We start from the raw sequence: 16,085 nt of genomic DNA on the forward strand, positions 1-16,085 counted from the left end.
CAAGGGTTTGAGGGCTGTCTGAAAAGTTGGGTATTGACAAGTCGAAGGCTGAAATGGTACTTTTGTTTTATGCAGACGCAAATGAACGTTGAAAACCAAATACAGCAAGGCTTCTGGAACGGGCGGCCGCAATTAACCTAACTCCCTATCAGGGATTGAAACTTTACCCCTGGTACGGGGGGCAAGTTTACCGCTGCGAATGCTTTAGCCGCAATTAACCTAACTCCCTATCAGGGATTGAAACATTTTTCCACTACCCAGTCTGGAGGAAATTACGCCGCAATTAACCTAACTCCCTATCAGGGATTGAAACCCACCTGTAACATTTCGACCTCCACTAGACAAGGCCGCAATTAACCTAACTCCCTATCAGGGATTGAAACAAGAGCCAAAATTGAAAGCTTCAAAGCTGATAAGAGCCGCAATTAACCTAACTCCCTATCAGGGATTGAAACTTGCAGAATATGCCGACCTAGCAGGCTCTTACGCCGCAATTAACCTAACTCCCTATCAGGGATTGAAACATAAAGTCTAAATTTTGCCATTCTTCTTATTTTCCAGCCGCAATTAACCTAACTCCCTATCAGGGATTGAAACGGATAATTTGGTCTGCAACGTCGTCCCTGATTTGGCCGCAATTAACCTAACTCCCTATCAGGGATTGAAACTTCTAGCAAGCCGCTTCTAAGCCCCAATGATTCAGCCGCAATTAACCTAACTCCCTATCAGGGATTGAAACCTCGGTCGGTTGCTCCTGTGGCTTGTGGGTTTGTGCCGCAATTAACCTAACTCCCTATCAGGGATTGAAACAATTTTTGAGCTATGGGGTAAGTAAGGTTTACTCCGCCGCAATTAACCTAACTCCCTATCAGGGATTGAAACTTTGGCAAGGTCTGCCAGAACTGGAACCTTCAATGGTTGCCGCAATTAACCTAACTCCCTATCAGGGATTGAAACATAATAGTATTATGGAAATGAGGAAAGGCGAGAGCCGCAATTAACCTAACTCCCTATCAGGGATTGAAACGCGGTTTTTCTGTGCCAGCCGCGAATTGAAAATGCCGCAATTAACCTAACTCCCTATCAGGGATTGAAACACAAACAGAGCCGGGACAAATAAAACTAAATCTGCCGCAATTAACCTAACTCCCTATCAGGGATTGAAACCTTCTTGATAAAAACGAGAAGTGATTCTTAAAGCCGCAATTAACCTAACTCCCTATCAGGGATTGAAACTGGAAGCTGGTGTGTCGGCGGTGCAAATTGCTCAAGCCGCAATTAACCTAACTCCCTATCAGGGATTGAAACCCGATAACTTTAGCTTCTGGCTCGACAACTTCTTGGGCCGCAATTAACCTAACTCCCTATCAGGGATTGAAACGAACTCTCAAATGACTTTGAGCTAGCCGAGATTGTTAAGGCCGCAATTAACCTAACTCCCTATCAGGGATTGAAACCTGTTGGTCTCACCGGAGCTGATTGGGCTGGAAAAAGCCGCAATTAACCTAACTCCCTATCAGGGATTGAAACTCGCCAAATATGGACTTGTGATGTGTCAGACCTGTAAGCCGCAATTAACCTAACTCCCTATCAGGGATTGAAACCGAAAAACTGCAAGATCGAAAATCCAAGCCAGCGAGCCGCAATTAACCTAACTCCCTATCAGGGATTGAAACGTGGCGTCCAGGCAAAGAATGGATAACGAATCTTCATGCCGCAATTAACCTAACTCCCTATCAGGGATTGAAACGCAAGTGTTATCGAGTCAGAGGTTGTCTGTTGTTGGCGAGCCGCAATTAACCTAACTCCCTATCAGGGATTGAAACAGTTCGCTTAAAGCCTTAGCCTCTATGCGATAGCGCTTCATTGTTGAATCAAAGCCGCAATTAACCTAACTCCCTATCAGGGATTGAAACCCGCTGATACTGTGGAATTTGCCTTAATTTTGAGCCGCAATTAACCTAACTCCCTATCAGGGATTGAAACCGAGCAAGTAAAGTGCTCGGCCGGCGATCGCCCGAGCTCCGGCCGCAATTAACCTAACTCCCTATCAGGGATTGAAACTTTTGTACATGGAATGCTTCTGCAAACTTTGGGCCTCGCCGCAATTAACCTAACTCCCTATCAGGGATTGAAACTTTTAAATAATGTAGGGGAATCCACAGGTAGGGCCGCAATTAACCTAACTCCCTATCAGGGATTGAAACTCCCGCGACAACCCCGTCAGCTTACCAAACCTAGCCGCAATTAACCTAACTCCCTATCAGGGATTGAAACTCCATATTCACTACGGAACGTGAATTGATGCTGTGCCGCAATTAACCTAACTCCCTATCAGGGATTGAAACATAGCGATCAATTTGCTGCTGTGCGTAATCTGCTAGCCGCAATTAACCTAACTCCCTATCAGGGATTGAAACGCGAGAAAGATAATGCGGCCCTGGGCAACTTTTTAGAGCCGCAATTAACCTAACTCCCTATCAGGGATTGAAACTTTATGGCCCCGGAATGCGACCCCGCAAGCCAAACCAGCCGCAATTAACCTAACTCCCTATCAGGGATTGAAACAGTGTAGATTTAAGCAAAAAAGTCCCGATAGCTGTAGCCGCAATTAACCTAACTCCCTATCAGGGATTGAAACTCAAAGACGATGTTGCCATTTTCGTCTTCAGCCATGCCGCAATTAACCTAACTCCCTATCAGGGATTGAAACCCAAAAATGCGGAGATAGTCACTTCCTTTTAAGCCGGCCGCAATTAACCTAACTCCCTATCAGGGATTGAAACTTTCTCGGCTATTTGCAGCGCCAGATGGATCGCAGCCGCAATTAACCTAACTCCCTATCAGGGATTGAAACCGGGCTCAAGTGCTCAAACATATCCAGATGAGAGGCCGCAATTAACCTAACTCCCTATCAGGGATTGAAACTTTGAGTAAAGTCTAGTTGCCCATCTTTAATGTTTAGCCGCAATTAACCTAACTCCCTATCAGGGATTGAAACGGGATAAAGGTGTAGACGCTATCGGACTTTACGCCGCAATTAACCTAACTCCCTATCAGGGATTGAAACTATTTGATTTTTAAATCTCCCCAGGGCTGTGCGATCGGCCGCAATTAACCTAACTCCCTATCAGGGATTGAAACTTGCCTTGATGTTGCGAATCATTAGGATGTTTAGCCGCAATTAACCTAACTCCCTATCAGGGATTGAAACGCAGAGAATCTTTTGATTTGATTGATATAACTCAGGCCGCAATTAACCTAACTCCCTATCAGGGATTGAAACGAGGAGCTTTACTTAATTTAAGTAAAGGCAAAAGAGGCCGCAATTAACCTAACTCCCTATCAGGGATTGAAACGCGGCTTTTGGGCAAGGCAACCGCCGCATTGACTACCTAAGCCGCAATTAACCTAACTCCCTATCAGGGATTGAAACTTGGGCATTGCAAAAGCTAATTCGTCCCCTATATTCTAAGCCGCAATTAACCTAACTCCCTATCAGGGATTGAAACTATTGCCTGTGTCAGGCGTTTCATCTACTATAGCAAGCCGCAATTAACCTAACTCCCTATCAGGGATTGAAACTTTAGCAGCCAAACCCGCACCAATTGCCGCCGCTGCCGCAATTAACCTAACTCCCTATCAGGGATTGAAACCTATCCCGGAACCTGCGACGCACGATCGCACTTAAGCGCCGCAATTAACCTAACTCCCTATCAGGGATTGAAACAAACATTAACCTGATAATCACGCCGGGATATTCTAGGCCGCAATTAACCTAACTCCCTATCAGGGATTGAAACTACGCCAGATACATAGTAAAACCTGATATCACGCGCCGCAATTAACCTAACTCCCTATCAGGGATTGAAACAACTGACTAAATTCTACCACTAGAAAGGCACATCAGGGGCCGCAATTAACCTAACTCCCTATCAGGGATTGAAACTTTCGGAAGTATTCACCAGAGGAGGATACAGGAGGAAAGAAGGTATTCTTCTCCTGACTCCTTCTTCGCCACAACCAACCTAAATCCCATCTTCACTTAAGATGACAATGACAATTCGGCTTTTCAATCAAAGACTCAACCAAAGCATTCAAAGCAACCGCCGCCAACAACCCGCCGCCAAAAGTTCCCACAGTCGTAATATAAGCAACGCCCGATCGCACTAACCGACGTTTCGCCACCGGAGAATGACTAAAACCGATCGGCATTCCAACTACCAAAGCCGGTTGCAGTTGCCCACCCTCGATCGCCTCGCAAACCGCCATCAGCACAGACGGCGCATATCCTATCACCAATATACATCCCTTTTGCAGTTTCAACAACTTTTCAAACCACTCACCCTGCCGCCAGAATTCCTGTTCCGCTTCCGCCGCAGCATTGATGTGCGGGTCATCAATTAAAGTTTCAATACTTGTTCCTAAATGCGCCAATCTTGTCCGATCCAAAGCCGCAAAAACAGGCGGCACATCAGCCACAATTTGACACTGATTTTTCAAAGCTTGCCGCGCCGATTTAATCGCCGTTGCGCTCAACTTCACAAACGGCAGCAGCGAAGAATCTCCGCAAGCTAACACCAGTTTTGAAAGCAAGTCTACCTCAATTTCCGAGCGATCGGGCAAATCCGGCAACAAAAGCTGCAACGACTCCCCAAAATCCTCCGGGTGAGTGTGCGCCCCCGCATCCCAACCCTCCCAAAGTTGTTCCAACTCATCCAACCCCCCCTCAGTTTCCGCCTGCAACAGCCTTAATTGCGCCAATGCGTCGGCTTGCAGCGCTTGACAGGAAATATCCCGCCCCAGCAATCCTTCCAGCGCTGATGCCGTTTCTCTGAGGCGAACAATTTGCTGAATAACCGACAGATATTGCCGTTGCAGAGTCGCCATCAGCGCGTCTGGGGAAGCATCCGCGTCTGTTTCTAACAGTTTGCGGATGTGAGACAGTTGAAAGCCTTGCTGCTTGAGTGCGACTATTCTTTGCAGCCTTTGCACATCGCTGCGGGTGTACAATCTGTAGTTAGAGGTCGATCGTACCGCCGGAGATAGCAGCCCCAAAGCGTGATAATGTCGCACCATCCGAGGGGTAATTGTGCCTTTTACCGCTTCTGTAAGTTGTTTGATTGTCAGGTATTCTTGCATTGAATTTTTGGATTTTGGGATTATATATTTGGCTTTCTGATTCCCTCAGAGTCCGCCGGGGAATGAATTCCCCGTCTCATAGCAGAAGTCGGTTTTAACCGACTGAAATATTAAATTGAATTCTCAGCTATCTTCAGTCCTCTTTCAGAGGACTTGCGCTATGAGACAGGGAATTCATTCCCTGTCGGACTGTCGGACTCAACTATTCTTATTGCATGGGATTTTGAGATTTTGGGATTGTATATTTGGTTCTAGAATTCACCCAGAGTCCGCCGGCGATTGAAATCCCCGTCTCATAGCAGAAGTCGGTTAAAACCGACTGAAACATTAAATTCAACTCTCAACTCTCTTCAGTCCTCTTTCAGAGGACTTGCGCTATGACACAGGGATTTCAATCCCTGTCGGACTCTGGGACTCAACTATTCTTATTGCATTAAATTTTGGCAATTTGGGATTGTATATTTGGCTTTCGGATTCACCCAGAGTCCGCCGGCGATTGAAATCCCCGTCTCATAGCAGAAGTCGGTTAAAACCGACTAAAACATTAAATTCAATTCTCAACTCTCTTCAGTCCTCTTTCAGAGGACTTGCGCTATGAGACATGGAATTCATTCCCTGTCGGACTGTCGGACTCTGGGACTCAACGAGGGGCGAGTTGATGCTGGATTTATTTTGGTTTCACTCTTGACATTGACACTAATGTCAAGGTTTAAGCTACAGGAGTCATTCTACCAAATCAAATTTCCCCAATGACTCCCAATTCCCTCCCCATTTCTCGCCTCGCCGAAGAACATCCAGATGCTGTGACTGCCACCCTGTGCGGAATTCTCGTAATCTTGGGTTCCCTAGCCCTGCAATTCGGCTGGCTGGGTGTAGCCGTGTTAATCTTACCCGCGGCTTATGTTATCGGCGGCTATTCCAGTACCCGCGAAGGCTTAACTACGCTTTTTCAAGAACGCGAATTAGATGTAGATTTGTTAATGATTGTCGCTGCTTTGGGCGCGGCCGGTTTGGGGCTATGGCGGCAAGAATATCATTTAATTGTTGACGGTGCGGTGTTGATTTTAATCTTTGCAATTAGCGGCGCGCTGGAAGGTTATGCTATGCAGCGGACTGAACGCAGCATCCGCAGTTTGATGAGTTTGACTGCGGATACTGCTAGGGTGGTAATGTACGGCGGGGAACGGGAAGTTGCGATCGACAAATTGGAAATTGGCGATCGCATTTTAGTCAAGCCCGGAGAAATCATCCCCACAGATGCGATAATTATTGAAGGCTACAGTGCGATCGATCAAGCCTCAATTACCGGCGAATCCATGCCCGTGGAAAAAACCAGCGGCGATGAAGTCTATGCAGGTACAATCAACGGTGTCGGCGCGCTGAAACTCGAAGTGCATAAAACTCCAGAAAGCAGCTTGATTCAGCGAGTGATTCGGCTGGTTCAAGAAGCACAAACAGCAGCGCCGTCTTCTCAAATGTTTGTGGAAAAATTCGAGCGCGGTTATGCCAAATTAATTGTCTGTTTAGGCTTGCTGCTGGCAACTTTGCCGCCCTTTGTTTTGGGCTGGAATTGGGAAGAGACAATCTATCGGGCGCTGATTTTCTTAGTAGTCGCCTCCCCCTGCGCGCTGATGGCTGCGATTATGCCGGCGCTGCTTTCGGGAATTGCTAATGGGGCGAGACAGGGGATTTTGTTTAAAAGCGGCGCGCAATTAGAGATGATTGGTAAAGTAAGGGCGATCGCCTTTGACAAAACCGGAACTCTCACCACGGGAAAACCTGAAGTTATCCAAATTGTACCAGCAGCCGGATATAATGAAACAGAAGTTCTGCAATTAGCGGCAGCCCTCGAAGCTCATTCCGAACACGCGATCGCCTCCTCAATTGTCCGCGCCGCCCAGCAACAACAGTTACAATTGTCAAGCGCTACCGATGTACAAGCAAAAATCGGTCAAGGAATTGTCGGCAAAGTCAACAATCAAATCATTGCCATTGGTAAAGCCGAATTTGTCGAAGCAACTTCCGAATTGACTCAAATCAGCCAGCAGTTGCAAGCCGAAGGTAAAACAGTTGTTTGGGTGGCAAAAGGCGATCAGCTTTTGGGAATCATTGCAGTAGCAGATACCCTCCGCCCCGAAGCAGCAGCAACGGTAAAACGCTTGCAAAAATTAGGCGTAGAACATATAATTATGCTAACCGGCGACAACGAGCAAACAGCTCAACACATCGCCCGTAAATTAGGCATCAATGAAGTGTACGCCGAACTGTTGCCCGAAGACAAAGTGCAGGCAATTAAACAACTGCAAACCCAGTATCAAACTGTAGCAATGGTGGGAGACGGCATCAACGACGCCCCCGCCCTCGCTCAAGCTTCCGTGGGCATTGCGATGGGAATTTCCGGCAGCGATGTTGCTTTAGAAACTGCTGATATCGTATTAATGGCAGATAAGTTAGAGCAACTAGCTAAAGCAATTAGTTTAGGCCGCCGCGCTCAAAATGTTGTCAAACAAAACATTATTTTTGCACTCAGTTGCATTGTCCTATTATTGGCAGCTAATTTTTTCGGAAATATCACCATGCCTTTCGGCGTCATCGGTCATGAAGGGTCTACAGTAATAGTCACATTAAGCGGTTTGCGACTCCTCAGAAATTAGACAAATCGAGACAGAGGAAGAGTGATATCAAATCCGCTCTTCATCAGAATTATTAGTCTCTCTCTTCTCTTCCTCTGCGTTCTCTGCGTTCTCTGCGGTTAAAAATTCCAAATATTAAGAAAAACTACAATTTGTGTTTTGTTACTCAAAACACGCTAGGGTCAAAAGTATTAAATCATACCAAAACCTGAAGTTGCTCGAAAATGCAATAAAAATTAACCTAGAAAAAGTCTAGAAAATGGTAGAGAACTGATTGCACCAAGAGCAATGGAAAACAATTTTTCTGTTGGAGGCAATATGAACGAAAATGTCATTGGGGCCACGCGAAACGTTGCAATTGTTGGCCCTTATTTAAGCGGTAAAACCGCACTGCTGGAAAGTTTGCTTTCGGTGACAGGGACAATTACCCGCAAAGGAAATGTCAAAGAGGGTAACACAATAGGTGATAGTTCGCCGGAAGCACGCGATCGCCAAATGAGCGTAGAAGTAAACGCCGCCACCGCTGAATATCAAGGCGTCCGCTTCACATTTCTAGACTGTCCGGGTTCGGTAGAATTTGCCCAAGAAACTTACAATGCGCTGATTGGTGTGGATGCGGCGATAATTGTTTGCGAACCCGTTGCCGATCGCACTTTAACCCTCGCACCCCTGTTTAAATTCCTCGACGATTGGGAAATTCCCCACTTAGTTTTCATCAACAAGATTGATCGAGCTTACACAGACGAAACTACTTGTGGCACCAACTTCACCGAGGTAATCGACGCGCTCAAATCCGTTTCCAGTAGACCGATCGTACCTCACCAATATCCGATCGGCAAAAACGAACAAATCATCGGTTTTATCGACTTAGTAACCGAACAAGCTTACCACTACCATCCGGGCGCCGCCGCAGATCCCGTCCCGCTTCCAGAACACCTCAAAGCACAAGAAAGCGCAGCGCGGCAGCAAATGCTCGAAGAATTGGCGAATTTTGACGACCATTTACTCGAAGAATTGCTCGAAGAAATCAATCCCGACGCCGAAGAAATTACCCGCGATTTAAAGATGGAATTAGGCGCAGATTTAATTGTGCCAGTATTCATCGGCATCGCCGAACAAGATTTCGGCGTGCGGCCTCTGCTGGAAGCTTTGCTGAGGGAAGCGCCGACACCGGAAACCACAGCCGATCGCCGCGGCATTATACAAAGTGAAAACAAAGTTCTGGCTCAAATCCTCAAAACCTATTACACGCCGCAGGGAGGCAAACTATCGTTAGTGAGAATGTGGCGGGGGACGCTGGCAGACGGAGCAAATTTGAACGGCGTTCGAGTTAACGGTTTGTACCGCTTAACCGGCCAGCAAACGCAAAGTTTGCAATCCGTCAGCGCCGGAGAAATTGTGGCTGTGGGAAGGCTAGAAGGCTTGAAAACAGGCGATGTGCTGGGTTCGGAGGAATTATTGCCAAAAGCCGAAATTATCCCGCCTGTCTACGCACTGGCGATCGTCCCAGAAAAGCGCAACGATGAAGTTAAGCTGAGCTCCGCTTTAGCTAAATTGCTAGAAGAAGACCCATCTTTAGTCTGGGAACAGCACGGCGACACTCACGAAATTATACTTTGGGGTCAAGGCGAAATCCACCTGAAAGTAGCTTTAGACAGGTTGCGTCGCAAGTATAATTTGCCGATGGTAACTCACTTACCGCAAGTGCCTTACAAAGAAACCATCCGCAAACCAGCATCTTCCATCCACGGGCGCTACAAACACCAAAGCGGCGGGCACGGACAGTTTGGCGACGTGTATCTCGACATTCAACCGCAGCCTCGCGGAGAAGGTTTCAATTTCACCGACAAAATAGTCGGCGGAGTCGTCCCAAAACAGTACATTCCCGGCGTGGAAGTGGGAGTGCGCGAGTATTTGGATCGCGGCCCGCTGGGTTTCCCCGTGGTAGACGTAGCGGTGACGCTGACGAACGGTTCCTACCATTCTGTGGACAGTTCCGAACAAGCTTTCAAGCAAGCGGCGCGTTTGGCGATGCAGGAGGGAATGGCGAAGTGCGAACCGGCATTGCTGGAGCCGATCGCCAAAGTTGAAATTTGCGCTCCGAACGAGTGTACATCAAAGGTGTTGCAGTTGGTCAGCGGACACCGCGGCCAAATTCTGGGCTACGAAGGTAAAAAAGACTGGAAGGGATGGGATGCAGTTTCTGCTTATTTGCCGATCGCAGAAATGCAGAATTTGATCGTAGAATTGCGATCGCAGACAATGGGAGTCGGATTTTTTAATTGGGAGTTTGATCGATTGCAAGAAGTGCCGGAACCTTTAGCTAAGCGGGTTTTGCTAACGACTGGCGGCAATGGAAACGGTAACGGTAAAAGTTAGGTAATTGTCTTAAAAAACCCGGTTTCTTCAATAAACCGGGTTTTTGCAGGAGTTGCCATTAAAGTTTATTGCGATCGATTCCCCTTGGTCGGATTATTCAGTTAAGTTGCTTAACGCTGAAATAATATTCTGAGCTAGCATTAAGGCAGTTTTCGCTTCTTTTTGTAAGTTAAACATAGTATCTTCATAATCAGCTTTATTCCTAATGCCTCTCAATGTGCTTAAATTTTCACCTATTTTGGCCATATTTTTCATTTTATGTGGGTGGTAGATAAATTCTTGGGCTACATATTGATGTTCGTTGATATCGCGATTCTTACGAAAAAGTCTTGGGTCTTTTTCAATGTCGCGCAAGTAATTTCGCGCTAGGCAAAATGTCGAATAGTAGGCTCTACTTATCGCCGAGCGCAACTTGGCTTCTCTGTTAGCTGAACTGTCACTATTCGTGGCAGCTAACTCTTGAGCTAAATTCAAATATTCCGACCAATCAAATCTCATTTGACTCCCATTCAAGGCTAATATGTAAATCATTTTTGGGGGCAGCTATTTTAGCTTCGAGCCACCAACTATCATCAAGGATGTTTAACTTTGCAAAAGCTTCCTCTACTTCGAGTTTAGTGTAGATAGCAATCCACAGCGATCGCCAATTGGCAATTTCTGGATCGGTTTTCACTTCTAACCCTAATCTTTCCGTAGGAAATAGTTCTCTAATCTTAGAATGAGCTTCTAAAATCAAAAGTGCGATCGCTTCTTGCTCGATGATGATTTTAAAACTTTCTACGGGGTTTTCAACCGCGTACAGGCTTTTGATTTGATTAAATGATGCAATTAAATTGTCAAAGGCTGTAGCTATTTCAGAGGAATTTTCCGCTTCTCCTTGTGGCTGAGGAAAGGAAGGGCTTAAGTTTCCAGCGTCAGTGCTGTAAATGCTGTCACTTGTCGGCTGGTAGCGTTTGTCTTTTGATTTTGCTTGGTACTGCTCTTTTAAGTCGAGGCGTTCTCTTGTGTAAATTTCGTTGATAGTAGTGTTTTGTCCGGCTAATTTTTCAAAAGCTAATATCGCAGAACTTATGATACTATCTTCCAACTCGCCAAGTTGAATAGATGAATCTAGTTGAGCTAAAGTAGCCCCAATGGCTTGTAGCCGAATAATATCTGTTGCTTTCATAATAGTCGATGGTTGGGAAGTTAGGGATTAACTTTACCAGTAATCGTGAAACCTGCCCAGTGATAGAGAGCGGAATAAGGCGGTTCATCAGACTCCATTTTAGCATCATTTCTGCGAATTAGGTTAGCTTCGTCTCTCAAATTTTCACTGCAACCGGAATTGTACGTTACTTTAGCCAATTCGAGATACCAGTCGGATAGTTTGCTGTAGGTAATAGTTCGGAGCCATTTTTGCGATTCTTTGAGGGCTAGTGCCGGATGCAACTTATTTTGGCAACGCTGTTCGTTGAGAATTTGATAGAATCGAATCATGATTAAAGCACTAGATATCTCATCAACTATCCAGAGAGTGCTGAGGGCGTAAACAGCACCCGCCGCTAAAAAACTGCTGGCTAAACCGACAAATTCATCTATCAGTTCGTCTTTTCCTGTTATGCCAGTTTCGCAAGCAGAAAGGCCGACTAGATAATAGCTTTTCAAATCGGATTTGGCGATTTCTTCTGAAGTTAGAGGCTGTTTGTTTTTCAGGATTAGCGCTGACTCGGACGGCTTTTTTGTGTTGTGGTAAGCATGACCTGTAAAATGGAATAGACCTCTTGCAAAATAATTTTGTGCTATTATAGAAAGTTTAGCCAATTTTATAATCTAGCAGGCTGGGCAAGTTTAAGGAGATGCCCATCAACCCAATAATTCAAAGTTTGACCTAAATTTGAGCAAACTTTTAAGGATAACACATATTTTTTTTGCAAGAGGTCTAATATGTCAGCAGGTTGTTGCAGAGCTTCTTTAAGACGATCGGTGGTAGCTTTTGAACTGGGAATGGTATTGCAGCAGTTAAGGTAAAAATTCGCGATCGCCGGGGCTTCTATTTCCGCAAAAAGTAATGGATCGGGGCTTTCTACCAACAGCAGAGACATTGAAGGTGAGGGTTTTCTGTCTAGTCTGTCTATCCCAACTTGGATGCTGGGCAGATAAGTGATAGTGAAAAGATTATCGGAGAATAAAATTTGCAGTGGCAACAGGTGCAAGTCGCGGTGGGGAATTAAAATTAAGTGTTGGATATTGGTGAGGTGCGTACAAATTTCGGGAATTTTGAGGATGTCAGCGAGTTGTTGCAATTGCGCTGTCATTGACTCGCGCCAGGGAAGGGATTCTTTGCTTTGCTGTTTGCTGGTAGTTTTGCCGTAATTTTGATAGTTGGTTTTCCAGTTTTTTAGCCATTTTTCTAAACTCAGACTGTTATCCTTTGGGAATAAGTCGCACAGAGGTGTGGAAATAACTTCAAACTTTTCTAGGGTAATGATAAAAGCAGTCAGGGAAACTGGGCTGAGATGCCAGTAAATAATCGCAGTTTCGGTGTTGTTTGCCAGTAAGTCTCGGATTTGCGGATAAGTCGGGCTTTCGGTACGGTTTTGCCAACCTGCGCGCATCCATTGCAGGCAAAAGTTTTTCCTGGCTTCGGCTTTTTCCAGTGCTTTTACCTTGTCGCCCGACTGAATGAGGGTATCGACTTCTAACTGGTAAAGTTCGGCAAATTTGCGCTTGAGTCGCAATTTTATTTCGGGATGAGTTTCATTGTCTAAAATTAAATTTTCTAAGACGGTAGTAGCTTCGGTAAGGTACTCGTTGGTTTTGGGATCTCCCAAGCTGCGGCAGACGGTAATTAAGTCTTGCAATACTTCTAAATAAGTTTCTGGGATCAGGGGTGATTTCAAGAATTCGCGGGCTTGTTCGTAGCTGGCTTTGGCTTTGTGGAAAGATTCAAAATAAGTGGCTGTTTGTTTGCCGTGTTTGTAGTGTGCCTTGCCTTTTTGGTAGTTCAATATGCCACCAGCGAGGCGATAGTCGCGGTTGCTGGGGAGATATTTCTGTAAGCCTTCATCCCAGTTTTGAATGGCTTTATGGTAGCGCCCGGAGTTGAAAAATGCCGAACCTCGATTCGCCCAAGCTTGCCAGAATTGATTGCCTGTAATTTCTAAGGCTGTCTCGAAGGCTGCGAGCGCCTCTATATTGCGGGCCAAACCTTTTAGGGCATTGCCCAGATTGTTCCAGGCCAAGGGGAATTTGGGGTCAATTTCTAAGGCCGTCTCCAAGGCTGCGAGCGCCTCACTGTAGCGACCTAGATCATTTAGGGTAGTGCCCAGCCCGTTCCAGGCAAAGTGGAATTTGGGGTCAATTTCTAAGGCTGTCTCGAAGGCTGCGAGCGCCTCACTTTGGTGACCCAAATCATTTAGGGTAACGCCCAGCCCGTTCCAGGCAAAGTGGAATTTGGGGTCAATTTCTAAGGCTGTCTCGAAGGCTGTGAGCGCCTCACTTTGGCGACCCAAATCTCTTAGAACATTGCCTAGCCCGTTCCAGGCCATCTGGAATTTGGGATCAATTTTTAAGGCTGTCTCGAAGGCTGTGAGCGCCTCACTTTGGCGACCCAAATCATTTAGGGTAAGGCCCAGGTTGTTCCAGGCTATGTGGAAATTGGGGTTAATTTCTAAGGCTTTCTCCAAGGCTATAATCGCCTCACTGTTGCGGCCTAAACCATTTAGGGTAATGCCCCGCCCGTTCCAGGCATCGTAGTCTTCGGGGTTAATTTCTAAGGCCTTCTCGAAGGCTGCGATCGCCCCTCCTAAATCTCCTGCATAATAGCGATCGACTCCTTGCTTATATAATTCTAGAGCCTCTTGACTGATTCCTCTTGCTATGAGTTCTGACTGCGAGATTGAGTAGGGTTGGTTAGCATCTGATGAATTATCTGTAGAAGAAACACTCAAACTTTCCCCAGCCAACAATCGAGTAACAATATTTTCACTTATAACCGATCGCCCTTCCTCATCCTTCCGATTCAAACTCTCCCCAGCCAACACTTCCCTGCCGATATTGCCAGCCACCTCACTAATTTTCCCGCAATTCATTTCACCCAGCCGCACCATTCGCCCACCCAATTCTAAATTCGTTTCCGGGGATACCAGCAACCTTTCTCCAAATTCTTGCAGCCAGTTTTCCCACTCAGCATCATTGATTTTGCTGCTGATTAAAAAGCCTTTAATATCGCCCCGACTCCAGCCTTGTTCAACACCCTCTAACAGTTGCAAAAATTTCTGTTCGTATTCCCCAAAAGTGCGAATCGGAGTTGGCTTTGGCGGTGGGGGTGCTGGTTTGCGGAAATGTCGCTGAATTTGCCGCCACAGGTTGAGGATGCGTTGCCAAATTTGTCGGAACATTGGCTGGGTGGGTGAGATGTTGCTGGAGATTGTAGCAGATTTTGAGGTTGAATGTACGTTGCGGTAGGGGCGGGTTTTACGAATAATATATAACGATGACCCACGATCTATAAAAACCCGCCCCCACCCACGGTCAATCGGAATGTACATTTCGATTGTTTGTTGGGTTGGGCGGGTTTTTGAGATTGTTTTTTTCAGGCGATTATGGTTGCTAAAACCCGCCCCTACGATCGCACAAATTATACGATCGCGAATCAACGAGACATGATACTCGTGCCGTAGGGACACGGCATTGCCGTGTCCCTACCTCTGCTAAAGTCCTTACTACAAAATATCTTCTTCCTTACCCTAAAAAGAAATAATCAAGTAACCGTTTTGGAACTTAGCACCAGTAACAGACTTCCCAGTTAGCGCCGGAGGCAGCAAAATATTGCGCCGCTGATCGCCCGCTTCGATCGTCACTTCCGGCCCCGATTGAATCAATTTAATTTCTTTCTTGTCAAACCCAGGCAAAAACAAACTAACTAGACGCTGTGCAATGTTTATGTTAATGGGTTGAGGAGCTTTTGCGGCCTGAGAAAAATCGGGCAAAGCATCAATTAGCGGCTGCCAATTATTGTCACTGTGCGCCGGAACCGAAACAGCCGTCAAAGGATCAAACTCCGCAGTAATAGCTTCTGTAACCGATGCTTGATTAACAATGACACCGCCCACAGTCAAGCCAACTTGTTGAGAACTTCCCCAAAGATAGCGGGCAGTTGCGATCGCACTTGCATCCCCAGTCGTCACCAAAAAAGCCGCCGTGCGGTTGGGATCTGCCAGCGTTTCCTTACCCTTATCCAAAAGATTATCGACTTGCTTAGTAGATTGAAAAGCATTGTCTCCCGACAAATCCACAGTCAACACGGTACTGACAACCGGTTGAATAAAAGGTGAAAGCGCTTTCACCAAATCCGAATCTACCAAAACTTGACGGAACCTGCGGATGTACCAACTCAGAATTTCCGGCATTCCCAGCATCCGCAGCGTATCCATGCCGCCATTGCCGTCATAAACAATTACATCGTATTGTTTGCTGTCGTCGTATTCCCGAAGTTCGTTCAACGCCAGCGCGCTGTCCATTCCCGGTAACACTCCTAATTCTTGACCGTAAATCTCCTTGAAAAACGGAGTACGGACATATTGAGCTTCTAGTTGTTTAATTTCGTCCCACCTGCGTTCTAGCAGCGGCGCGCTTTGCACCTGAACTGCTTTGAGGTTGGGGGCGATTTCCTGGGGGCTGAGAGTCAGGGGAGTCCCTAGCAGAATGCCCAATGCAGGGCCCGGATCTTGGCCGAGCAGCAGAACTCGCTTGCCTTGAGCCGCGTATTTTTTAGCTGTTGCGATCGCGATCGTACTGCGGCCAGTGCCGCCTTTGCCCAAAAATGTCAAAATCAAAGCCATTTTCTGTTCTCACTGCCAAAGCTTACTCTTTAACATTTAAGCGCAACCTTCAGCCAGAGTGGGGGAGGGGGGAGAGTGGAGGAAGAGGATAGTGGGAGAGTGGGAG

The 16,085-nt window shown here is 46.4% G+C and carries 8 protein-coding genes and 1 CRISPR repeat array; of the genes, 2 read left to right on the forward strand and 6 right to left on the reverse strand.

Features of this window, described 5'->3' with window-relative positions:
• The first annotated feature begins 125 nt into the window (after window positions 1-125).
• A CRISPR array of direct repeats spans window positions 126-3,949; the repeat unit is 37 nt; unit sequence GCCGCAATTAACCTAACTCCCTATCAGGGATTGAAAC.
• 92 nt (window positions 3,950-4,041) lie between these two features.
• Window positions 4,042-5,142 (reverse strand): precorrin-8X methylmutase, encoded by a 1,101-nt coding sequence (locus tag QUA74_RS19780; RefSeq protein ID WP_333332617.1) that lies wholly within the window; start codon window positions 5,140-5,142, stop codon window positions 4,042-4,044.
• 749 nt (window positions 5,143-5,891) lie between these two features.
• Between QUA74_RS19780 and QUA74_RS19785 the strand changes: the two genes are divergently transcribed.
• Both QUA74_RS19785 and QUA74_RS19790 read left to right on the forward strand, forming a co-directional pair.
• Window positions 5,892-7,796 (forward strand): heavy metal translocating P-type ATPase, encoded by a 1,905-nt coding sequence (locus QUA74_RS19785; RefSeq protein WP_333332620.1) that lies wholly within the window; start codon window positions 5,892-5,894, stop codon window positions 7,794-7,796.
• A gap of 297 nt (window positions 7,797-8,093) precedes the next feature.
• Entirely contained in the window at window positions 8,094-10,154 is a 2,061-nt protein-coding gene (locus tag QUA74_RS19790; RefSeq protein ID WP_333332687.1) for an elongation factor G, read from the forward strand.
• A gap of 93 nt (window positions 10,155-10,247) precedes the next feature.
• On the opposite strand, the gene QUA74_RS19795 is transcribed toward QUA74_RS19790, so the two are convergent.
• From QUA74_RS19795 to QUA74_RS19815, 5 genes are all read right to left on the reverse strand, one after another.
• Window positions 10,248-10,652 (reverse strand): HEPN domain-containing protein, encoded by a 405-nt coding sequence (locus QUA74_RS19795; RefSeq protein ID WP_333332623.1) that lies wholly within the window; start codon window positions 10,650-10,652, stop codon window positions 10,248-10,250.
• The gene (locus QUA74_RS19800; protein WP_333332626.1) at window positions 10,642-11,322 is read right to left on the reverse strand and encodes a hypothetical protein; all 681 of its coding nucleotides are present in this window, start codon (window positions 11,320-11,322) and stop codon (window positions 10,642-10,644) included. Before QUA74_RS19800 ends, QUA74_RS19795 begins: the two co-directional genes overlap by 11 nt.
• A gap of 20 nt (window positions 11,323-11,342) precedes the next feature.
• The gene (locus tag QUA74_RS19805; protein WP_333332628.1) at window positions 11,343-11,957 is read right to left on the reverse strand and encodes a CHAT domain-containing protein; all 615 of its coding nucleotides are present in this window, start codon (window positions 11,955-11,957) and stop codon (window positions 11,343-11,345) included.
• 2 nt (window positions 11,958-11,959) lie between these two features.
• Window positions 11,960-14,536 (reverse strand): tetratricopeptide repeat protein, encoded by a 2,577-nt coding sequence (locus QUA74_RS19810; RefSeq protein WP_333332631.1) that lies wholly within the window; start codon window positions 14,534-14,536, stop codon window positions 11,960-11,962.
• 348 nt (window positions 14,537-14,884) lie between these two features.
• On the reverse strand, window positions 14,885-15,979 hold the full coding sequence (locus QUA74_RS19815) for a Get3/ArsA fold putative tail anchor-mediating ATPase NosAFP (protein WP_333332634.1): 1,095 nt from the start codon (window positions 15,977-15,979) through the stop codon (window positions 14,885-14,887).
• Window positions 15,980-16,085 lie beyond the last annotated feature (106 nt).

The organism is Microcoleus sp. LAD1_D3 (assembly GCF_036702135.1).
Taxonomy (GTDB): domain Bacteria; phylum Cyanobacteriota; class Cyanobacteriia; order Cyanobacteriales; family Microcoleaceae; genus Microcoleus.

What these genes read in the sequence shown, in the direction of transcription:
- QUA74_RS19780 (WP_333332617.1), bottom strand. Translation starts at nt 5,142, where the DNA reads ATGCAAGAATACCTGACAATCAAACAACTTACAGAAGCGGTAAAAGGC.
- QUA74_RS19785 (WP_333332620.1), top strand. Translation starts at nt 5,892, where the DNA reads ATGACTCCCAATTCCCTCCCCATTTCTCGCCTCGCCGAAGAACATCCA.
- QUA74_RS19790 (WP_333332687.1), top strand. Translation starts at nt 8,094, where the DNA reads ATGAACGAAAATGTCATTGGGGCCACGCGAAACGTTGCAATTGTTGGC.
- QUA74_RS19795 (WP_333332623.1), bottom strand. Translation starts at nt 10,652, where the DNA reads ATGAGATTTGATTGGTCGGAATATTTGAATTTAGCTCAAGAGTTAGCT.
- QUA74_RS19800 (WP_333332626.1), bottom strand. Translation starts at nt 11,322, where the DNA reads ATGAAAGCAACAGATATTATTCGGCTACAAGCCATTGGGGCTACTTTA.
- QUA74_RS19810 (WP_333332631.1), bottom strand. Translation starts at nt 14,536, where the DNA reads ATGTTCCGACAAATTTGGCAACGCATCCTCAACCTGTGGCGGCAAATT.
- QUA74_RS19815 (WP_333332634.1), bottom strand. Translation starts at nt 15,979, where the DNA reads ATGGCTTTGATTTTGACATTTTTGGGCAAAGGCGGCACTGGCCGCAGT.